A 20,731-nucleotide genomic window follows, 5' to 3' on the forward strand; every position below is an offset into this window, starting at 1 on the left:
TAAGGCTAAGTTTTTACTAAAAATAGCAAAAATATTCCTATTCATAGAAATTGAAAGATTTATTCAACAGTCTTGATAATATCAAAATAACTATCTTAATTAATAAAGATATCTTAATGTTAAATATTAAGAGAAATAAGTTTATAACGTTGAAATACATAATAGTTTTTATACTCTTTTCTATTGTTATTGGGCACTTTTTAGCAGCTATCGCACTAGGCTTATATGCCATACAACAATATCTTCTAAAGAAATTCAAACTAACGAAACTTAAGCTTTGGGAAATTATTAGCTCAATAGCAATAATATTAGTAGCAATAGTAATACCTATAATATACAAAGCAGGCTATACAACTACTAAGTGTGATAACGTCAAAGAAACATTAAGCGAGATTTTAATTAGAGAAAATAATAATTCATTTTTTCAAAATACTATTACCCTATCCAACTTTAAGCAAGTTGATTTTTTTAACAATACCAGAACATGTCAAGCAAATGTTCTTATCGATAAAAAACCTATAGAAAATATAAAATATATTATTGAGAATAAAGGATTCAATCGTAATTTAGTGAAAATTATTTCTTTGAGCCCTTTATAAAACAAATAACTTTAATAAGATTATTTTTTCAATACAGATAAAAATGCTTCTTGAGGAATTTCAACAGAGCCTATATTTTTCATTCTCTTTTTACCTTCTTTCTGCTTCTCTAGAAGCTTTTTCTTACGCGAAACATCTCCACCATAACACTTTGCCAAGACATTCTTACGTAAAGCTTTAACTGTGCTTCTAGCAACAATAGTGCCTCCAATGGCAGCTTGTATTGCAACTTCAAACATCTGTCTAGGAATAAGCTCTTTTAACCTTTCAACTAGATCTCTACCTTTATATTTTGCCTGGTCTTTATGCACGATACTTGCCAATGCATCAACTTTATCACCATTGATAAGAACATCTAACCTAACCATATTAGCTGGTTCATATCTAATCAACTCATAATCTAATGATCCATAACCTTTTGTTACAGACTTCAAAGTATCAAAAAAGTCAGATACAACTTCAATCATTGGCAAATCATAAGTTATTGAAACTTGACTACCAACATAGTTTAAATCAACCTGTACACCTCTTTTCTCAACACATATTGTAATTACACTACCAACGTAATCTTTAGGTACAAGAATATTTGCTCTTACTATTGGCTCGTGTATTTCTGCAATTGCACCAGGTTCTGGTAGCTTCGCAGGATTATCAACATCAACTACTTCACCATCTTTTTTGACTGCTTTATAAACAACAGTTGGTGCCGAAGTTATAAGATCAAGATTATATTCTCTTTCTAGTCTCTCTTGGACAATCTCCATATGCAACATTCCAAGAAAACCACATCTAAAGCCAAAACCTAAAGCTTGAGAAACTTCAGGCTCAAAAAATAATGAAGCATCATTTAGACTGAGTTTATCTAAGGCTTCTCTAAAATCAGGATAATCATCTGAACTAATCGTAAACATCCCAGCATAAACTTGTGGCTGCACTTTCTTAAATCCAGGTACTGGCTTATCTGTAGGATTATGAGTATGAGTAAGGGTATCACCAACTGGTGCACCATGAATATCCTTAATTCCTGCAACAATAAAGCCAACCTCTCCTGCTTTTAAATGATCAAGATCTTTCATTTTAGGAGTAAATACGCCAACTCTATCAGCTTGGTAAGATACTCCTGTTGACATTACCTTAAACTTTTCTCCTTTTTTTAAGGTACCGTTTTTTATTCTAACTAATGATACAACTCCAAGATAATTATCAAACCATGAGTCAATAATCAAAGCTTGCAACTTAGCATTAACATCACCTTGTGGCGCAGGAACTTTAGCAACAATTGTTTCTAACACATCCTCAACACCGACACCTGTTTTAGCGCTACAAGTAGTCGCCCCTGTTGCATCAATACCAATAATTTCTTCAATTTCTTCAGCAACTCTCTCTGGCTCTGCGGATGGTAAATCTATTTTATTCAATATAGGTATTACTTCTAGATCTTGTTCAATCGCAGTGTAACAATTTGCAACTGTTTGAGCCTCAACTCCTTGAGCAGCATCAACTACAAGCAAGGCTCCTTCACAAGCAGCTAGTGAGCGTGAAACTTCATATGAGAAGTCTACATGTCCTGGAGTATCAATAAAGTTAAGCTGATATATCTGTCCATCTCTAGCAGTATAATCTAACGTCACGGACTGTGCTTTGATCGTGATGCCACGCTCTCTTTCTATATCCATAGAGTCTAATACTTGCTCTTTCATTTCTCGTTCACTTAAACCATTACACACCTGTATAAATCTATCTGATAGGGTCGACTTGCCATGATCAATATGTGCTATTATTGAGAAGTTTCTTATATTTTTCATAAATTAAAATCTGTATTTTTAACCAAAAGGTTGTTTATTTATAAATCTAGATACCTATTATGCTACAAATCAGGTTTAAAATGAACTGGAATATATTTAAGAAATACTAAAAATCAAAACTAAGTAAGTCCTAATTCTACTATTATATAAACCTTTATTTTTTCATAAACGAACGGTTAAAAAGCTAATACTCTTTATGGCTTAATAACATAATAGCTATTACCAAAATCATTATAAATAACGCATATACCGAAAGATTCCCTAGAGGAATTAAAGACACCAAAGAGCTTGCTAAGAAGCAAACGAATAATTGTATTGATACTAATAAAGCTCCTCCTTGTCCTGAATTTCTTTCATAAGACATCAAAGCTAATGCACAATAATTTGGAAAGATAAGCCCTATAGAAAACTGAATAATCATCATCGGAATCAATAATGAAAATATATTTTGACTCACAAAAAGAGTCAATAGGAAAAAAGCCCCTAGTAATAAGGTTATCTTACCTATCACTATAGATTTAGAAAACCCAATTCTTGATATAAGAACACTATTAATAAAAGTTCCTACAATATACATAGCAGCGTAAACTAGTTGTAGCCAACCAATATCAATTGCAGAGGTATTAAAATTAATTCTCAATAATATTGGTGCTGCTGTGATATATGCTGTAAATATACTATAAGTCAACGCACTAGAAAGAGCTCGACTCATAAACTTTTTATTCGTAAATAGGTCTATATATTGCTTAAACTTATCATATAAATCAAATGCATTTTGCTGAGATATTGGCAATGTTTCTGGTAAAAAAAATATAACTAAAACAAGAGTAACTACACCAATTATAGATATTAACAAAAATATATTTTGCCAGAGATGTCCCAACTCTAAAACATATCCTCCAATAACAGGGGCTATAGATGGAATGATTGCCCAAAGCATTGAGGTTATTGATATAGCCTTTCCTAAGTTATGTCCATGATAGCTATCTCGAAGTACCGCAGTAGCAAGAACTGTTGCAAAAACAGCTGAAATACCAGAAAAAAATCTCAATATAATAAACAAATATACATTTATCACAAATATAGATAAAAATGAAAATAATGTAAAAATTAAAATCAAAAAGATGATTAGCTTTTTTCGACCAATGCTATCAGAGAGAGGTCCCAAAATTATTGGTGATAATCCAAGACCCAGTAAGTATACAGATAAAGATATTTGCACAAGACTATAGCTTGTAGCAAAAAACTCTTTCATGTTCGAAAACGTAGGTAAATACATATCTATAGCTAACTCAGATAGTATTATCATTAGACAAATAGCAAAAAACTTCATAGTAAACATTTTCTCAGATTTCAATTTATTATGACTCCCTACAACATTTACATTTAAAAATTCAAATCATAATATCTTATATTATAAAAACTCTTCAGAAATTAGTACCAGTATAACTTAAACACCTAATATTATTAATATCTTTTAATTTTTGTTGACAAAAAAGCACAATGTATGCAAAATACTTTAGCTATTATATTTATATATTTGTGTTTCTCAATTTATCCCCCGGAGAAACTAGAATTATAAAAAAGTTAAAAATTAAAACTGGAGAATAAAATTGGCTAACTCAAAACAAGCAAAAAAAAGAATCGTTCAAGCTGAAAGAAATCGTCAACATAATGTTGCTCGTCGTTCTGTAATGAGAACTTTCTTAAAGAAAACTGCTTATGCTATCGAAAAAGGTGACGTTGAAGCTGCAAAAGAAAGTTTCACTAAAGTTGTTTCCTTATTAGATAAGTATGCAACTAAAGGTCTTATCCACAAAAATAAAGCGGCTAGACATAAATCTCGTTTAAGTGCTAAAATCAAAGCTCTTTCTGCTGCTGCTTAATTAACTTTTTCTTTTTAGTATAATCTTTTTTTATTAAAAACTTCTATAAAAATTCTATGACTTTAGAATACTGGCTCTTTTGTTGGTGGAGCATAGTTTCCTGAAATTCCAATTAGCTTATCTTGATTATTAAAAGTTAATATTAATTTTGACTCACTGAACATGCTAGACTGCATATCTTTTTTGTAAGTATTTATATAGATAAACTGATTAGGATTAAAAGTATCTATAATATCTGGTGAGCCAAGGATATATATAACTTCACCCTTTGTCATATTCGGCTTAATCTCAAGAAGCTCTTTATTTGATATTTCCTTACCTTGCGGCACTGGAGCCGTATATGGCTCTACACATCCAGCCAAAAAGAAGCTAATTCCTAACAAAGTAATAACTTTATATATTTTCTTTGAATTCATCTTATTAATCTTCTAGGCCTGCAAATAATTTTTGATCAATAATATCACATAAACAATGAATTATAAGAAAGTGATTCTCTTGTATATTAGCAACGTTACTCGATGGGATTCTTAATTCAATATCTTCAGGATTATACATATTCTGTAACCTCCCTCCATTTGCACCCGTTAAAGCTATAACTTTCATCTCTAGATCATGAGCTTCTTCAACAGCTTTAAGTATATTCTCTGAATCACCTGTAGCAGATACAACTAATAATATATCATCTTCATTACCAAGTGCTGCAACTTGTTTAGCAAACACTTCTGTGAAACCATAATGATTACCAACAGCTGTAATAGTTGCCATATCTCCCGTTAAAGAAATCGCTGGTAATGGTGGTCTTTCCATTTCAAATTGGTTTAACAATTTCGATGAAAAATGCTGTGCTATAGCTGCAGAGCCCCCATTACCACATGCTAAAATCTTACCACCATTCTCTAAGCAAGAGACCATTGCCTTTGCAGCTTGTGCTATAGCAGGAGGTAGAACATTTGCTGTTTCTATTTTTGCCTGTATACTATTCTCAAAATAACTATTAATCTTATCTAAAGAAGTCATTTTTTTTCTCTATATTTAAGCATTAGAAAAATTTTACTATATTAAATTTTTGATAGCCAGTGTAATAAGTGGTATTTCCAACGAATCTAAGATTATGTTAAAAAATCTATTTTTTTATACTACAATATATACAAAGAATTTAGTTCTATTGGCAAATTCATAGATATGGTATCACATTTAAAATCTCAATTTGGTATTTCGCTATTAGAGATTTTGTTTGTGATCGCCATCATAGCATTAATCGCATCAATCTCTATACCTGTATATTCCAACTATACGATTAAAGCTAATATTGCTAGCGAATTAAGCTCTCTAGGGTATATAAAACAGCAAGTTGCTGAAGCTATTATAAATAAGCAAGATCTTTCTTTAATAGATATCAATGACCCAAATATAACTCTTGATAATACAACTATTACAAAAGATATTGGATCATCCGGCACAAATACTATAAATGGTGTTGCTTATGTTTTACTAAAGCCTATTTCATCAGAAAGCCTAATAACTTGGAAATGTATATTATCTGGTGATGGTATTTCAACAGCTAAAGCACCAAGCAACTGTAATTACTATAGTTCCTCCTTCTTTAATGCTTTAGAGCAAAATAGTCTAATTAACAATAGCAATGCCTTTCAGGTAAATAATAACCCAGCACCCTTAGGTAGCCTCACGTGGGTTAATGCAGATGACCCTTTCTTAGGGGAGTGGAATATAGAAGGGGGCAATCTAGAAGTTTGGAATGGATTTGACTTTAGTGTTGGTAGAGCTGCCGTTGCTGAGCTAGATGGAAATAGTAATGAGTTAATGGAAATCAACCATAATCTCAATACTGAAGGGTTTTCAAAAATGAATCTAAGCTTTGATTATTACTCCAGAACAGGTGATAGCTCTAGCGGTTTTCAAGTTTATCTAGGTGACGAATTAGTATATGAACAAACAGACTTTTCTCAAAGTTGGCAAAGTATAAGTATTGATCTAGATAATACAGATGGTGCGACATCTAAAAAGCTAAGAATCATGGAGGCTGGAGCAGATGATAGCGTTGGTGCCGTTATTGATTTAGAATCATTAAAGGTTAAGCCTGTTGAGTTAATTTAAAACTGCTGTAAAAATATTTATCTTATATTTTTTACATATACCATTAAATAAAACTACTCCAATCTCAACAATATCTATGAAACTAAAAAATATAGTTATATTAACTCTATTTTTATCAGGCACTGCTTTTGCCAACCCCATTAACCTCTGCCAACAAGATAGCTGCTTTATTATTGACCCCGCAACATTAAAAGTTGACCTTAAACAGAACTCTAATGAGACTCCTATATCAGCTGCACAAGCAAAACAGGATTTTAAAATTACAAATCAAAATAAAAGCGAATTAGATTTTACGCGTGATAATATTAATATTGATTTTAAACTAGATAATAATGGTTTAAATGTTAGCTTTAAAAATAATCAAAAACTAACTAGAACGCAAAATAAAACTATTACCTTCCCTATTATTAGTGGAGAAAAGTCTTTTTTACTACCAATGCTAGAGGGTTGGAATATACCTGCAGACAATAAAAAATGGATAGAATACTTAACATCAACCTCTAGTGAGAAGAGTCCTCTAAATGCCCTTTCTAGCCTATCAATGCAATTTTTAACAGCAGGATTTGATAAATCTGCAACCTATTATCAAGTTAGCAATATCTTTGATAACGATTTTTGGTTCACAGGTAAAGAAAGCTTAACTTTACATTTTAGGCATACTTTTAACATTTTAAATGAAAATAAGCCTTTTGGGTTCACAATTAAAATATTAAAAAATGACCCAGCAGTAATTGCCGATACTTATCGTCAACATAAAATAGACCAAGGTAAATTTGTAACGTTAGCAGATAAAGCTAAGATAGTACCTGGAGTTACAAAACTTTATGGTGCTCCATTTATTTATCTATGGGGAGATGAACTAGTTGGTGAATCAAATATCAACTGGAAGGGATTACAACAATTTATTAAGCAACAGCTAGCAAGCAAGACTGATAATCCAACAAAATATTTCAATAAAATATTAAAAGAACATTCTAATACTTCTCTTGAAGAGTTTGTAAAACAGCAATGGATCTATACATCTTTAAAAGCTGATGTTGACAATGCATTTAAAGTATTAGTAAATGATCCTAGCCTATGGAACAAACAAGAGTTTGGCTCTATTAAACTTAATCCTGAAGCAACTAAATTGCTATCAGAGCCTAGAACTCCTGCAAATACAGTTGAGCTGAATAAAAACTTAATTCAATCAGTTTATTCTAAATATATAACTCCAGTTCCTCAATGGGGTAACGGTGTTTCAATATGGATGATCGAACAATTACAAAGTATTGGCTTAAAAAATGCATGGCTAGGCCTAAATGATGTTTCTGATGGTATATACCATACCAATGTTATTAATCAAGCTGAAAAAGATGGGTATCTTATTGCCCCTTACGACTCATATAACTCTTTGATAGGAAAAGATCCTGATAGCATGCCAACAGCTTATTTTGGTACAAAAGAAAACTTCTTTGATAACGCAGCCATAATTAAGCAAAACGGTAAATATCTCCAAGGTTTCCTAGATGGGCAGCGCGAGTTAAACTCATCATATGCAATGCCTCAGGTTAAGCTACGTTTAAATAAAGCTATAAACATATATAATGCAAATTTTAACTCATGGTTCTTTGATAGTGACGGTGCAGGTGCTTTATATAATGATTTTTCTACAAAACATCCTCAAACTAAAGCTCAAGATGCCCAAAATAAAATAGATTATTTCAGATGGGCTGCTAAACATTATAGTTTAGTAGTTGGTACAGAAGATGGTAAAGACTATATTGCCCCTGTAGCAGTTTATGGACAAGGCCTAGTTTCTCAAGGTATTTGGGATAAAGATATGCGTCAAAATAAAAAGTCCAAATATTATATGGGAAGCTATTGGTCTCCATCTGGTATCCCGCCTAGATACGGCAAGCCTACCCCATTAAAGCCATCTCTTACCTATATATATTATAACCCTACTTTTGAGGCTCCACTTTATCAAATGGTTTACAACAATAGTATTATAACTTCTGATCACTGGGAGTATGGGACTTTTAAATTTCCTTCTCAGATAAAAAACAATATATTAAAAACATTCTTATATAATTACCCTCCATTACTACATTTAGATAGAAAAGCGTGGAAGCAACAAAAAGATCTTTTAAGCAAGTATTTACCAGTTTGGTCAAAATGGCATAAGGTTTTAGTACAGCAGAAAATGACTAACTTTAAATATCTAAGTAATGATAAACTACTTCAATCTACCGAGTTTTCAGATGGATTTATAGTAATTGCTAACTTTGCTGATACTACAAAAAATTATAGTAAAATAAGTATTCCAGCTAAAAGCATCGTTATCTTACAAAGAGATAAAATAGTTCAATGCTTTACTGCCACTAGCTTTGAATAGGTAGAAATATCAATTTTAAGTTCTTAGAATTAACTTAATAAATATCTAGAAAAACTATTAATTTTTTAAAATTTATTATAAATAATTAGTGCAAAACAAATAATTGGAAGTATTGCACACATTAGTAAGAAGTCCCAAATATATTCAAAAGGTAGGTAGCCCATTATAGAGACAGCTACAACACCTGTTAACATATTTATGAAATTCATTGCTGCTGACCCATTTGATTTACATTCAATCGCATTAGATGCCAAATGAGAAGCTGTAGGGTATATAAAATTACATACAAAATACATCAACGTTATTAGTACAAAGAATACCAGTGGTGTAATCTCATTAGCCATTTTTAACCCTGCTGTAATTATAAGCAATGCAAAAAAGCAAACTAAAGCAACTATAAGTATTCTATGACTATCATGCTTGTTTATTACTTTAGCAATCAACATCGATCCTGATATAATTCCTATAATTGTCATAGAAGTCCACAAACTATATTCAGCACTATTAAAATTGAACATATTATGAGCAATAAAAGGACCTGCTACAGAGTAACAATAACTAAAAACTGTCATAACACCTAATGTCATTGCAAATACTACTAATTTGAAGTTACTAAAAGCATCTTTATAGCCATCAATAATAGCAGATACTTTCAAATCAAAACTAAAGTCTTTTTTATTATCATATAAAAAGCTTGCTCCAAACATTATTACAGCTTGTAACAATAATACATAAAAACAGTAGTACCAATGAGTATAAGCACTAATTAAACCACCTATTAATGTAGCTAGCGTTAATGATATTGCAAAAGATATAGTTGCAAAAGATAAGGCTAACTTAGCTTTATGTGGAGAAAGAGAGTTATTTAATATAATAAATGTACATACCAATCCCGCTGATGCTCCTATAGCTGTTACAAATCTTCCTATAAGTAACATAGACATAGATGGAGATAGTAAACAAATTAGTATTCCAATGATATTTATAACCATCCCAATCCGTAGTGTCATAACATCACCATATTTTTTTGCAATTGGTCCATATATTATTTGACCTGCAACATATCCTATAAGAAATATACTTACTAACCACTCAACTGCACCAGTAGATATCCCAAACCCTTTAGCAATATTTGGTAAAGCAGGGTTTATAATAACTGCTGAGGCACTCGCTATACTGATATAGCTTAATAAAATTATTATTTTATAATTTTTCATTTTTATTCTCTTTTGTTTATTTATTTATTTATTTTTTTACTTTGGTGAAACATATATTAAATTAAAAAAAATATTTTACAATAATGCAAATACTTAACTTTAGTTTAGTTTTTTTAAACAATTAGAAATGATCATTACCACTAAACTAATTAATCTAAATTTAAAAATGCTTTTTCCTTATCTTAATAACCTAATAAAAAATAAGGAATAAAATTGAAATACCTATAGAAAGCTTAAAATAGATAGATATTAAAAATTTTAATGAAGCCTAGACATAAATTAATTATGATTGAGATATTCTTTTATTAATTGCAATTAAAACTAGACATATAACTGGTAATATAGCTGATAATAATAGGAAACTCCAAATATACTCAAAAGGTACATATCCCATCGCAGTTACTCCTACAACAGCTGTTAACATATTTATAAAATTCATAGCAGCTGACCCATTTGCCTTACATTCAATAGCATTTGATGCGATATGTGACCCCGTAGGAAATATAAAATTACATACAAAATACATCAAGGTTATTAGTACAAAAAATATTATTGGCGTAAGACTGTTAGTAGCTTTTAAAACAGCTAAAACTATAATTAAAATAATTAGACAAATCAAAGCAATAATAAGTATATTTTCGCTTTCATATTTGTTTATTATTTTAGCTATTACTATTGATCCTGATAGAATTCCTATCATAGTCATAGAAGTCCAGATACTATATTCAGCACTACTAAAATTAAATAAAGAATGAGCCATAAAAGGTCCTGATGCAGAATAGCAATAGCTAAAAACAGACATAGAACCTATTGCTAATGAGAAGACTATTAGTTTATAGCTTTTAAAAGCTTCTAAATATCCGCTAACAATAGCTGATACTTTAAGATCATATCCAGCATCTTTTTTATTTTCATATAAGAAGCTCATACCAAACATTATCACGGCTTGTAGTAATAATACATAAAAACAATAACTCCAATAACTATAAGTAGTAATTACTCCCCCTATTAATGTAGCTATTGTTATTGCCAAAGTAAAAGAGACTGTTGCAAAAGATAAAGCGAATTTCACTTTATGAGATTCAAGCGATTGATTTAATATAAGAAAAACACATGCTAGCCCAGCAGAAGCTCCCACAGCTGTTATAAACCTCCCTATAGCCAGCATAAACATAGAAGAATCTTTTGATGCTAATAAACACATTATTATTCCTATAATATTTATGATCATTCCTATTCTTAGGGTTTTTGCTCCACCATACTTCTTTGCTATAGGCCCATATATTATTAATCCTACAACATACCCTATCAAAAAAGCTGTCACAATCCATTCAACAGCTCCTTTAGATAAACCATATTCTCTAGTGATATATGGCAATGCTGGGTTAAGAATAGCTGCTGAACCACTAGCAAGACCAATATAGCTTAACAAAGTTATTATTTTATAACTTTTAATATTTATTTCTCATTCATTATTTTATTAGACATATATTAAATAAAAAGCAATATTTCACAATATCAAAAATATTTAACTTAAGTATACTTTTTCTAAACAGTTGGACTTATTCAAGAGTCAATTCTTTGAAATCACTATTTTATAACTTTTATTTGTAAAAACCATAGTAAATTAAAAATTATATTTTACAATTAATTATATAGCCAACCTGAGTTTATTTTTCCTAAACAATGAAAGATTATAAAAAAATACCAATTTCTCTATTCGAGGTTTTCCATGAGCTCGTTTTACATGGAAGTTTTACAAATACTGCAAAAGCCATTGGTGTTACAAAAGCTGCGATAAGTCACTCTATAAAACTGCTGGAGAAAGAGCTAAAAGTTGACTTAATAAATAGAACAACAAGAACTCTATCTCTTACTCATGAGGGAAAAATACTATTTGATTATTGTGCTAATCTACAACAAGAGATAGTGAAAGTAAGAGACTTAGCAGAATCATTTCATAGCGAGCCATCTGGCATACTACGGATAAGTACTAAACCATTTTTTGCTCGAAAAATTCTTTTAAAACTAATAAAAGAATATTCAAAAAAATTTCCCAAAGTTCAAATAGAGGTGAGTGTCGAAGAAAAACTGCCTGATTTTAAAACTCAAGAAGCGGATATTGTGCTAGGAGTTAACTGGCCACCTCCAGAAGATATTATTGCTCGTAGAATTGCAAAAACAAGATATGTATTATGTACAAGTCCCAAATATATTAATGAAAGAGGCACTCCAAAAAACTTAGAAGACCTCTCTAACCATAGTGTTATACCTCACCGCTCTAGATCAACACCCGTAGTAAACACTAAAAATAATATTAAAGTTAATATTCATAACCCAATCCTATCTGCTGATAGTACTGAATTTATAAAAGAATGTGTTTTAGATGGCATGGGTATAGCGCAATTTCATGAATATATAGTGAGAAAAGAATTAGAAAATGGAAAGTTAGTCGAGATATTACCAAATGAATTTTCTAATGAGCAAGAGTTATTTATATATTATCCAAAGAATAAATTTGTTCAGCCGAAAATAAGAGAATTTGTCAATTTAGTAATAAATAGCGAGCTTCTAACTGCTAGACCATAAAATATATTTTCTACAAAATATCCTATCTACAATTTAATTTCTCTCTCCAAATAAACTACTCCCAATTCGCACATCAGTACTTCCATGTTGTATAGCTAGCTCATAATCAGCACTCATCCCCATTGATAGCCTATTTAATACTAAATCTTGCGAAAGCTTAGAATTAACTAAGTCAAAAAAGTTCTTCATTTTTTTGAAGCTTCCTTCTGAAGACACTGATTTAGCGGGAATACACATTAGACCAACTATTTTTACTCCAGCTAAATCTTTTGATCTTTCAACACACTCAATAACTTCTTTGTATTGAGAAGACTTAAAACCTGATTTACTAATATCATCATCAATATTTATCTGTAAAAATATGTCTACTGTTTTTTTTAGTTGGCAGGCTGACTTATTAATCTTTTCAAGATGCTCTATTTTTTCGACACTTTGTATAGAGTCAACATATTTGACAATATGTTTTATTTTTCGTGACTGTAAGGAACCTATAAAATGCCACCTCAAATCAGGAAGCTGTTGAGCTTTTTGTTCAAGCTCTTGAAAATAATTCTCACCAAAATCTACTTGGCCCAAGCTTGCCAGATAACTTATCTTTTCTAATGATTGATATTTACTAACAGCAAGTAAATTTGCATGATTAGCTATATTTTGATTAATCGTTTCAAAAGCTTTTTTTATAAACTCTTTATTTAGCATCTTTATCTCTCATAACTATTAGATTTCGTTCTGCATTTAAGAAAGGAACTTTTATTTTAAAGTTTTGTGTATTAAGAGGTAGTTTTGCTAGGTTTTGCTCCTCTAAGTCAGGACCCTTCATTGCTAACATTTGATTGTCATCAGTTAAAAACTGCTTACATAACTCATAAAAGGTATCAACTGAACTAAATGCTCGTGAAATAATATTATCAAAATTCCCTTTTAAATCTTCAACCCTAGAGTTGACAGGATTTATATTGCTCAAATTTAAGGTTTTTTTGACATTTTTAAGGAACATAATTTTTTTACCAACACTATCAACTAGTGTAAATTGATGATCTGGATATAAGATAGCAAGAACTACGCCAGGCAAACCTCCTCCAGTGCCAACATCTATAGTTGATACTCCTTTTAAATACTTAGCAACAGCTAAACTATCAAATAAGTGCTTGACCAACATCTCATCAATATTCTTAATTGCTGTCATGTTATAAACTTTATTCCATTTTTCTAATAGCTTTAGATAAGCTATCCATAAATCAATCTGCTCTTGAGTTGCCTCAATATCAAGTTCTATCAAAGCTTGTTTAATTTTGTTATTCATATCCATTTTCTAGAAATATAATTTTTATATAAGCTATAATAATTATATTATAAGCTTTAAAAAAATAAGTTGGGATTTAAAATTCTATAAATCCTAGAACTGACGCATATAGTATGATTTTATCAAGAAAATTTGGTGCTGCAATGATTATATCTGGCACCTGTATTGGTGCTGGAATGTTAGCTATCCCAGCAACTGTTGCTAGTTGTGGTTTCTTTATTGGCTCTATATTGATTATCTGTATCTGGGCGCTAATGACATTTACCGCTTTAGTGCTAGCAGAGGTAAACTTAAAGATGGAAGATGGTTCTAACTTTATAGAGATGACAAATAAAACGCTTGGCCCCATAGGTGTTGGTGTTGTGTGGATTTGCTATGTTTTACTACTCTACTCACTGGTTGCAGCCTACACAGTTGGTGGAGGGTCATTATTATCTACAACGTTAAGCAGCTTAGATATTAATTTATCTGAAAAGTTTACAGGTATTATTTTCATACTCATACTTGGCGTATTTATCTATATTAGCACCAGAGTGGTTGATCATGTCAATAAACTAATGCTAACAGGTAAACTTTTAGCATTTTTCTTACTAATTGCTGTATTAGTTCCTCATGTCTCTACTGATCATTTAACATATCAAATTAAAAATCCTAATTTTATCTGGGCAGCATTTCCTATTCTTTTAACATCTTTCGGTTTTCACCATATTGTCCCAACACTTAGAACATATGTTGGCTCAAATAGAAATTCTCTACGCCAAGCAATCATATTAGGTAGCTCAGTTCCTTTAGTTGTATACTTACTTTGGATTTTTGCAACTCTTGGATCTCTACCTATAGCTACTCCAACAGGAATCTTAGGTAAAGAATCAGGGGAAATAACATCAGTAATAGTTACTCATTTTGAAGGAACTTCAGGTTATATTTCTACAATATCTTTTTTATTTGGTTTCTTTGCCTTAGCAACTTCATTTCTAGGTGTCTCACTCGGATTATTTGATTTTAACCGTAGCACATATAAGATCTCAAAAAATTTACATAAACATAAAATTCTTGCCTTTATAATTACATTTTTACCTGCATATTTTTACGCAATCGTATACCCAGATGGTTTCAAGTCAGCATTAGGATATGCAAGTATATTTGTGGCAGTATTGCAAGTTGCTCTACCAGTGATGATGCTTTGGGTAATTAATTATCGTAAAAGAAAAAACTTTGTAAGTACATCTATCATAACTATAGTTGTAGTAGCTATAGCAATTATTATAATTTCTTTACAGATTCTTGGCTCTTTTGATTTACTACCGACACTAGACTAAACTAGAGAGTATGATTCTTAATTTTCATATTATAAGTTATTAAAATCACAATACCGACAAATATTGGCAGGACAACAGAAGGAAATAACATCAAAGTAAAGTACTCACCAGCTATCCTCACCCAAGCAAAGCCCATCGCATTACCAATGACAAACATTATCATACAAGTAGCAAAGAAGGGAATTTTCCAAATATTTGATCTATCGCCGCGTAGAACTCTACCTATTTCAATACCTAAATCTGTAGTTGTACCTGTCATATGAGTAGTCCGCGCAAAACCACCAAAGAATAAAGTTGTAAAACTGTTTTGCATACCCATAGCAACAGCTAAAAATAAATCATCAATAATACGATGATTACTAAAAATATCTATTAATAATGTTCCTGTAAGCATTACAGCACTTTGTAAAACTAAAGTTTTTGTATGATCTTCTGATATAACATATGCATCTGTTTTCATTATTACGCCATTTACAGCAGAACCAATAACAAAACCAAAAACAAGAATCGCAACTTTATGTACGAATACCCAATCAGATCCAGCAATACTATGTCCTAGAATCCTTAAGTTACCTGACATTACAGCGACACTGGCACCAAAGGAGTTATATAAAACTACACTATCGATCCAACCAGAGTTAAAAATTAGTATAACCGTAATAAAATAAGTAAAAGCCATTTTTTTCGTAAACACTTATGTAGCTCCTTTTTATTAGCGTTTAAGAATTATTATATAGCCTTTATAATAAAAATCATTTTTTTATTTTTTTTCATTAGCCTGAGTCTTTACTAAGCACTTTAGACCTTGAGTTTTCTTAGAAAAAGCTTGAACTAAAGAAATTCTTTTTGTAAATAACTGCTGTGTTAATCGCATACTTACCCTCCCTTTAATTTTTTAATCAATTCCTCATTCAATTTTCTAAAAGAGGAAGGATTAGATTATACAAAAAATAATTAATCTGTCAATATTGATGAGCCTAATCATCAATATTATTAAATAAATTTAACTATTCTATCTCATCTATTTATGAGAACTATATATTTTCAGGCATCTTCTAGTTAAAATTAAATACTATTGAAAAACTCTCGATTAGATAAATTATGCAAACCTTAGAAGTATTAAAAAGTCGTAAATGTGTTAGAGAATTTTTAGATACTCCAATCCCTCAAGAGTTATTTGAAAAACTTTTTGAAGCTGCAAAATGGACTCCTTCAAGCAAAAACACCCAACCATGGAAAATAGTAGTAGTTAGTGGCCAAAAGAAAATAGACTTAATGAGTAAGATTTTACAAGCATGCGAAAATGGTGAAAAACCAAGAATGGAATATAACTATGATGGTGATATGCCATTACAAGGTGAGCTAAAAGAAAGAGCTATCAAATGTGGCCATGACTTGTATACAGCATTAAATATATCTAGAGAAGATAAGGAGAAACGTATTGAGCAGTGGAAAAAAAACTATATTTCATTTGACTCACCATCCGCTATTTTTATATTTAAATATCCCACTGACAGTATTAGTAGCTATATGGATTGTGGTATGTTAATACAATCTATTTTACTCGCAGCTAATGATTTAGGATTAGCAACATGCCCACAGGCATCTTTAGGGCACTATCCAGATATTATTAAAAAAGAACTAGTAGATTTTAAAGAATATACCTTAATATGTGGAATCGCGATTGGTTATGAAAATATCTCAGCCTCTGTAAACAATTATAGAACTGAAAGACAAAACATTAAAAATCTTGTTAGTTTTTTCTAACCTCTTTAGAAAACCACAATATAGTATGCTATTATTAAAAATATCAAAATAAAAATCAATTAATAGTAAATATGAGCATTATCAACAAAGATACTATCGAAGCAACTCGTTATTTTCTAAAATTAGTTGAACTAGGCTCATATAGCTCAGTTAAAAAATATTATAATGTTGAGCTTAACACTATAAAAAATAAAATTGACGGCTTAGAAAGATTCCTAGATATAAAGCTTATTACTAATATCCAAAATCGTATATCTCCAACAGCTAATGGGATGAAATACTATCATTCTTGTAATAAAACTTTTAAAGATCTAGAAGATATTATTCAAAATGTAAAACAAAGTGGTTTTAGAGAACGTAAATCGATAAAAATATTGGGTTCGCCACTATTTCTAAAAATTGTTATTGATTTAGTATTGCCTCGAATACAAGAAATTAACGATGAATCTTTCAATTTTGCTTTAGATAGCTATCAGGTTGATAATTTGAACGGAAGTCAGTATCAGTTTGATTCATATAGTGTTATCCAAATTTTTACCAAACATATTGAGTTTCTAGATCTAGATGATTGGATAGTTTGTTCATCTGTAGAAGCTATTAAACTACCTGCATATATATATGGTAATAAAGATTTTATCAAAGAAATGCATAATAACCCTGAAAAAATTATTGAGGCTCCGATTGTTTTTAACAGATATGACTTTTCTTTAGGAATTACTGATTTCAAATATAAATCAGAAAATTATAAGTTTAACCTTGATAACGTCAGATATACTGTTGATAATGAAATACAAAAAGCAAATATTCTTAAAAGTGAAAATGTTATTGGTTTTATGCCTAAGTTTTATCATAATGCAGTATTAAAAGACTACGAGAATATAGCCAAAATAGAAGGGGTTGAAATAGAATTTCCTTTAGAGCCTCATTTAGTTCTAGTCTATAAACACTCAAGATATAAAAAAGAACTTATAAATATAGTTAGATCAGGTATAGAGAAAATAAAGAAAAAGTACGTAACTGCTTAACAAAGTTATCTTTTAATTACATTAGCTCTACTGATCATTAAACTCTCAATAATAGCCACACTTGCATGAATAAATATAATAGCCAAACCAATATAAGCAAAATATTCATGTAACTCTTTAATTTCAATTACATTAGCTCTTGGTAATACATCAGTAATAGACGGCAATCCAAAGGGAATCATATAAGTTCCTTTTGCACTAATTAAACACCAACCTACAATAGGCATCATTATAAGCCATAGATATAAAAATACATGAACAGTTTTTGAAATCATACTCCTAAACAAGTTGTAATATAATCTTTGACCAATAATAGGAAAGCTCACAAAATTTCTAACAATAAGTCTTAAAATAGTTAAAAATAAAACTAAAAAACCTATATATAAGTGAGAGGTTTTCATAAAGTCATGAAATAGCGTATGTTTACCAAATACACTCCTAAATTCAATAGAAATAAAAGCTAAAAATATTAAAATAACCGTAAACCAATGAATATAAATCATTAACCTATTAATTTTTGCTTGCATATACTAGATTAGTAATTATTAAATAATCTAAAATTATAGAGATTTTTAATACAAAGGAAAAACTTATTTTTATAAGATTTAAAAAGCACCAAATATATTAAATAATATTATATAAATAATACTAGTAACCGCAATACATGCTGGAATAGTTAAAATCCAAGCTATTGCCATTTTTTTAACAACTTTCCAATTAACCCCAGAGTCTGCATAACCTGCTCCCATTATTGAGCCGGATGCAACTTGTGTTGTACTAACAGGTAAACCTATATGAGAAGCTGCTAGAACTAAAGCACCCGAGCTTAACTCTGCTGAAACTGCATTTACCGGCTCAAGCTTAGACAATTTAGAACTTAATGTTTTGATTATTTTCTTCCCTCCTGAGAGAGTCCCTAAGCCCATAGCGATACCACATAGTACTATTACCCAAGTAGGTACTTCGGTAGTATGTACTAATCCTGCACTAAATAGTGCTAGTGTGATTATTGACATGGTCTTTTGAGCATCATTTGAGCCATGAGAAAAAGATAACAAACTAGTTGATACAACTTGCATCTCTCTTATATATTTATTTGTCTTTTTAACGCCCTTTCTTAGTCTAATAAAAATATTTAGCAAAACTATACATATAATTAATGCTAAGAAAAATGCCATAATTGGTGAGCTAATCATAGGAACTAAAACTTTATTAACTACAGTCATATAGTTAACTTCTTTATAACTAGATCCAATAATTACAGCTCCAACTAATGATCCTATCAAAGCATGAGATGAACTAGAGGGAATTCCAAAACTCCATGTAAAAAAATTCCAACTAATAGCACCTAATAGAGCAGAAATTAATACAATATTTGTAACAACACTAGTATCTACAAGCCCTTTTGATATAGTTGCTGCCACAGCAGTACCAAAAAAAGCCCCTAAGAAATTAAAAAATGCTGCAAGTCCTATCGCCTGACCAGGAGTTAGAGATTTTGTTGCAATTGGTGTTGCAACTACATTTGCTGCATCATGGAAACCATTAGTGAACTCAAAAAACAAAGCAACTATAATAATAGCAACTAAAACTGTTGAAATCATAAAGCAAATACCTTACTAAACCTCTTTAACATGAATTCTCATTATTGACTCTGCTATTGAAGTACAAGTTGAGATAGCATTCTCAATAGCTTTATATATATCTTTGACTTTCATTATAAAGATCACATCACCTTCTTCAAAATGAGAAAAACGTTTAAGAGCATGTGCCAAATCTTCTAATACATTTTCATCTAAAGCTGTCAGTCTTATATATAAGTTTTTAAGATCTTTTTTATCACCTTTTGTAAAAGCTTTCATCATATCATCTAGTACTTTGGTCATTTTACGTAATGTTTCAACACAGTTTGCTAGATATAAATTCACATCCCCTCTTTCTTCATCCATTAAAATTTGCATATATCTATGTATCTTAACGATTTTCTTATTAAGTTTTAATAATAGAGTTATTACATTATGTAGTTCAACTCTATCAACAGGTGTTACAAAATGTCTTGCTAATTCATGATCCATCTTGTTGGCAACTTCTACAGTTACTGTTCTAGTTAACCTTAGCTCCTCAGAGAGCTCTGATAAAGTCAGACAATCCTTTTCCCTAACTATTTGATCTAATATTCTAGCTGAGTCTTCCACTGCCTCTGTCGCCTCTATCATTAACTCAAAAAATATCTTATCTTGACTGGGAATCAGACTCTTAACCAGTTTGCGCAACATTTATATAATCTCCTAACTATGTTTTTGCATATTTGACACTCAAAGTTTATAACAAAAAAATAACTAAAAACAACAGAAAATCATTAATTTTTTTATATTAATTTTTTTATTGTTTTTATAGCAAAATTAATATATGATACTAAGCTTCTTTATAAGAAATAGTGGTTTTGTAAGAAAAAAGCGTATTCTAAACTACTATTTACAAAATTAAAAGTATTATTTCTATATATCTATAATTCTATTTAATTAATAAAGTTCATACAAATAACTATAATCCACACTATAAACTCTATAATAAAAGATATGAATACTAATGCTGACCCAGCATCTTTGGCTTTTTTTGCTAGTTCATGGTAATCAGTTGTTACTAAATCAACTAAAGACTGTTGAATTAATATCCCAAATTGTTAGATATATTTTGTAAAATACAGATGTTACAGATATTAGTATTTT

The 20,731-nt window shown here is 30.4% G+C and carries 21 protein-coding genes; 8 read left to right on the plus strand and 13 right to left on the minus strand.

Features of this window, described 5'->3' with window-relative positions; all coding sequences use genetic code 11:
• The first annotated feature begins 116 nt into the window (after positions 1–116).
• On the plus strand, positions 117–599 hold the full coding sequence (locus R8535_RS08505; RefSeq protein WP_329498378.1) for an ABC-2 transporter permease: 483 nt from the start codon (positions 117–119) through the stop codon (positions 597–599).
• A 20-nt stretch (positions 600–619) separates the two neighbouring features.
• Here R8535_RS08505 and lepA read toward each other — a convergent pair whose 3' ends face one another.
• Complete coding sequence (lepA, locus tag R8535_RS08510) at positions 620–2,404, minus strand: translation elongation factor 4 (protein ID WP_329498377.1); 1,785 nt, start codon at positions 2,402–2,404, stop codon at positions 620–622.
• A 184-nt stretch (positions 2,405–2,588) separates the two neighbouring features.
• Positions 2,589–3,761 carry a multidrug effflux MFS transporter gene (locus R8535_RS08515; RefSeq protein ID WP_329498374.1) on the minus strand — a complete coding sequence of 391 codons (1,173 nt, stop codon included), beginning with the start codon at positions 3,759–3,761 and terminating at the stop codon, positions 2,589–2,591.
• 256 nt (positions 3,762–4,017) lie between these two features.
• Here R8535_RS08515 and rpsT point away from each other — a divergent pair, with 256 nt between their 5' ends.
• A complete protein-coding gene (rpsT, locus tag R8535_RS08520; protein WP_329498372.1) occupies positions 4,018–4,290 on the plus strand; it encodes a 30S ribosomal protein S20 in 273 nt (90 codons plus the stop codon).
• A 62-nt stretch (positions 4,291–4,352) separates the two neighbouring features.
• Here rpsT and R8535_RS08525 read toward each other — a convergent pair whose 3' ends face one another.
• Both R8535_RS08525 and R8535_RS08530 read right to left on the minus strand, forming a co-directional pair.
• Positions 4,353–4,706 carry an outer membrane protein assembly factor BamE gene (locus R8535_RS08525; RefSeq protein WP_329498371.1) on the minus strand — a complete coding sequence of 118 codons (354 nt, stop codon included), beginning with the start codon at positions 4,704–4,706 and terminating at the stop codon, positions 4,353–4,355.
• Positions 4,707–4,710: 4 nt separating this feature from the next.
• Positions 4,711–5,307, minus strand: coding sequence for an SIS domain-containing protein (locus R8535_RS08530; protein ID WP_329498369.1), 597 nt, complete (start codon positions 5,305–5,307; stop codon positions 4,711–4,713).
• A 165-nt stretch (positions 5,308–5,472) separates the two neighbouring features.
• Here R8535_RS08530 and R8535_RS08535 point away from each other — a divergent pair, with 165 nt between their 5' ends.
• The gene (locus tag R8535_RS08535; protein WP_329498367.1) at positions 5,473–6,405 is read left to right on the plus strand and encodes a type IV pili fiber building block protein; all 933 of its coding nucleotides are present in this window, start codon (positions 5,473–5,475) and stop codon (positions 6,403–6,405) included.
• Between the two features lie 76 nt (positions 6,406–6,481).
• Complete coding sequence (locus R8535_RS08540; protein WP_329498364.1) at positions 6,482–8,782, plus strand: glycoside hydrolase; 2,301 nt, start codon at positions 6,482–6,484, stop codon at positions 8,780–8,782.
• Positions 8,783–8,847: 65 nt separating this feature from the next.
• On the opposite strand, the gene R8535_RS08545 is transcribed toward R8535_RS08540, so the two are convergent.
• A complete protein-coding gene (locus R8535_RS08545; RefSeq protein ID WP_329498362.1) occupies positions 8,848–9,999 on the minus strand; it encodes a multidrug effflux MFS transporter in 1,152 nt (383 codons plus the stop codon).
• Between the two features lie 283 nt (positions 10,000–10,282).
• Positions 10,283–11,455: an MFS transporter gene (locus tag R8535_RS08550; protein WP_329498381.1), complete on the minus strand. Its 1,173-nt coding sequence runs from the start codon at positions 11,453–11,455 to the stop codon at positions 10,283–10,285.
• 230 nt (positions 11,456–11,685) lie between these two features.
• Here R8535_RS08550 and R8535_RS08555 point away from each other — a divergent pair, with 230 nt between their 5' ends.
• The gene (locus R8535_RS08555; protein ID WP_329498360.1) at positions 11,686–12,588 is read left to right on the plus strand and encodes a LysR family transcriptional regulator; all 903 of its coding nucleotides are present in this window, start codon (positions 11,686–11,688) and stop codon (positions 12,586–12,588) included.
• Positions 12,589–12,621: 33 nt separating this feature from the next.
• Here R8535_RS08555 and R8535_RS08560 read toward each other — a convergent pair whose 3' ends face one another.
• Both R8535_RS08560 and rsmG read right to left on the minus strand, forming a co-directional pair.
• Positions 12,622–13,287, minus strand: a complete 666-nt coding sequence (locus tag R8535_RS08560; RefSeq protein ID WP_329498358.1) for a YggS family pyridoxal phosphate-dependent enzyme — start codon at positions 13,285–13,287, stop codon at positions 12,622–12,624.
• Positions 13,277–13,891: a 16S rRNA (guanine(527)-N(7))-methyltransferase RsmG gene (gene rsmG / locus R8535_RS08565; RefSeq protein WP_442902174.1), complete on the minus strand. Its 615-nt coding sequence runs from the start codon at positions 13,889–13,891 to the stop codon at positions 13,277–13,279. Before rsmG ends, R8535_RS08560 begins: the two co-directional genes overlap by 11 nt.
• A gap of 113 nt (positions 13,892–14,004) precedes the next feature.
• Here rsmG and R8535_RS08570 point away from each other — a divergent pair, with 113 nt between their 5' ends.
• Positions 14,005–15,210, plus strand: coding sequence for an amino acid permease (locus R8535_RS08570; protein WP_329498355.1), 1,206 nt, complete (start codon positions 14,005–14,007; stop codon positions 15,208–15,210).
• Between the two features lies 1 nt (position 15,211).
• On the opposite strand, the gene R8535_RS08575 is transcribed toward R8535_RS08570, so the two are convergent.
• Positions 15,212–15,904, minus strand: a complete 693-nt coding sequence (locus R8535_RS08575) for a YoaK family protein (protein WP_329498353.1) — start codon at positions 15,902–15,904, stop codon at positions 15,212–15,214.
• Positions 15,905–16,311: 407 nt separating this feature from the next.
• Here R8535_RS08575 and R8535_RS08580 point away from each other — a divergent pair, with 407 nt between their 5' ends.
• Both R8535_RS08580 and R8535_RS08585 read left to right on the plus strand, forming a co-directional pair.
• Positions 16,312–16,977 (plus strand): nitroreductase, encoded by a 666-nt coding sequence (locus R8535_RS08580; protein WP_329498351.1) that lies wholly within the window; start codon positions 16,312–16,314, stop codon positions 16,975–16,977.
• Positions 16,978–17,048: 71 nt separating this feature from the next.
• Positions 17,049–18,002 carry a LysR family transcriptional regulator gene (locus tag R8535_RS08585; RefSeq protein WP_329498350.1) on the plus strand — a complete coding sequence of 318 codons (954 nt, stop codon included), beginning with the start codon at positions 17,049–17,051 and terminating at the stop codon, positions 18,000–18,002.
• 5 nt (positions 18,003–18,007) lie between these two features.
• Here the strand turns inward: R8535_RS08585 and R8535_RS08590 are convergent, their stop codons facing one another.
• The 4 genes from R8535_RS08590 to R8535_RS08605 all read right to left on the minus strand — a co-directional run bounded on the left by R8535_RS08590 (position 18,008) and on the right by R8535_RS08605 (position 20,676).
• A complete protein-coding gene (locus R8535_RS08590; protein ID WP_329498348.1) occupies positions 18,008–18,529 on the minus strand; it encodes a cytochrome b in 522 nt (173 codons plus the stop codon).
• 78 nt (positions 18,530–18,607) lie between these two features.
• Positions 18,608–19,606, minus strand: coding sequence for an inorganic phosphate transporter (locus tag R8535_RS08595; RefSeq protein WP_329498346.1), 999 nt, complete (start codon positions 19,604–19,606; stop codon positions 18,608–18,610).
• Positions 19,607–19,621: 15 nt separating this feature from the next.
• Positions 19,622–20,278, minus strand: coding sequence for a PhoU family transcriptional regulator (locus R8535_RS08600; protein WP_329498343.1), 657 nt, complete (start codon positions 20,276–20,278; stop codon positions 19,622–19,624).
• Between the two features lie 242 nt (positions 20,279–20,520).
• A complete protein-coding gene (locus R8535_RS08605; protein WP_329499504.1) occupies positions 20,521–20,676 on the minus strand; it encodes a diacylglycerol kinase in 156 nt (51 codons plus the stop codon).
• Between the last annotated feature and the right edge of the window lie 55 nt (positions 20,677–20,731).

This window comes from Francisella sp. 19S2-4 (assembly GCF_036281795.1).
Taxonomy (GTDB): Bacteria; Pseudomonadota; Gammaproteobacteria; order Francisellales; family Francisellaceae; genus Francisella.

Bases quoted from the DNA above. Each gene is read 5' to 3' on its own strand.
- R8535_RS08505 (WP_329498378.1), top strand. From the start codon at position 117: ATGTTAAATATTAAGAGAAATAAGTTTATAACGTTGAAATACATAATA.
- lepA (WP_329498377.1), bottom strand. From the start codon at position 2,404: ATGAAAAATATAAGAAACTTCTCAATAATAGCACATATTGATCATGGC.
- R8535_RS08525 (WP_329498371.1), bottom strand. From the start codon at position 4,706: ATGAATTCAAAGAAAATATATAAAGTTATTACTTTGTTAGGAATTAGC.
- R8535_RS08530 (WP_329498369.1), bottom strand. From the start codon at position 5,307: ATGACTTCTTTAGATAAGATTAATAGTTATTTTGAGAATAGTATACAG.
- R8535_RS08535 (WP_329498367.1), top strand. From the start codon at position 5,473: ATGGTATCACATTTAAAATCTCAATTTGGTATTTCGCTATTAGAGATT.
- R8535_RS08540 (WP_329498364.1), top strand. From the start codon at position 6,482: ATGAAACTAAAAAATATAGTTATATTAACTCTATTTTTATCAGGCACT.
- R8535_RS08545 (WP_329498362.1), bottom strand. From the start codon at position 9,999: ATGAAAAATTATAAAATAATAATTTTATTAAGCTATATCAGTATAGCG.
- R8535_RS08555 (WP_329498360.1), top strand. From the start codon at position 11,686: ATGAAAGATTATAAAAAAATACCAATTTCTCTATTCGAGGTTTTCCAT.
- R8535_RS08560 (WP_329498358.1), bottom strand. From the start codon at position 13,287: ATGCTAAATAAAGAGTTTATAAAAAAAGCTTTTGAAACGATTAATCAA.
- rsmG (WP_442902174.1), bottom strand. From the start codon at position 13,891: ATGAATAACAAAATTAAACAAGCTTTGATAGAACTTGATATTGAGGCA.
- R8535_RS08570 (WP_329498355.1), top strand. From the start codon at position 14,005: ATGATTTTATCAAGAAAATTTGGTGCTGCAATGATTATATCTGGCACC.
- R8535_RS08580 (WP_329498351.1), top strand. From the start codon at position 16,312: ATGCAAACCTTAGAAGTATTAAAAAGTCGTAAATGTGTTAGAGAATTT.
- R8535_RS08585 (WP_329498350.1), top strand. From the start codon at position 17,049: ATGAGCATTATCAACAAAGATACTATCGAAGCAACTCGTTATTTTCTA.
- R8535_RS08590 (WP_329498348.1), bottom strand. From the start codon at position 18,529: ATGCAAGCAAAAATTAATAGGTTAATGATTTATATTCATTGGTTTACG.
- R8535_RS08595 (WP_329498346.1), bottom strand. From the start codon at position 19,606: ATGATTTCAACAGTTTTAGTTGCTATTATTATAGTTGCTTTGTTTTTT.
- R8535_RS08600 (WP_329498343.1), bottom strand. From the start codon at position 20,278: ATGTTGCGCAAACTGGTTAAGAGTCTGATTCCCAGTCAAGATAAGATA.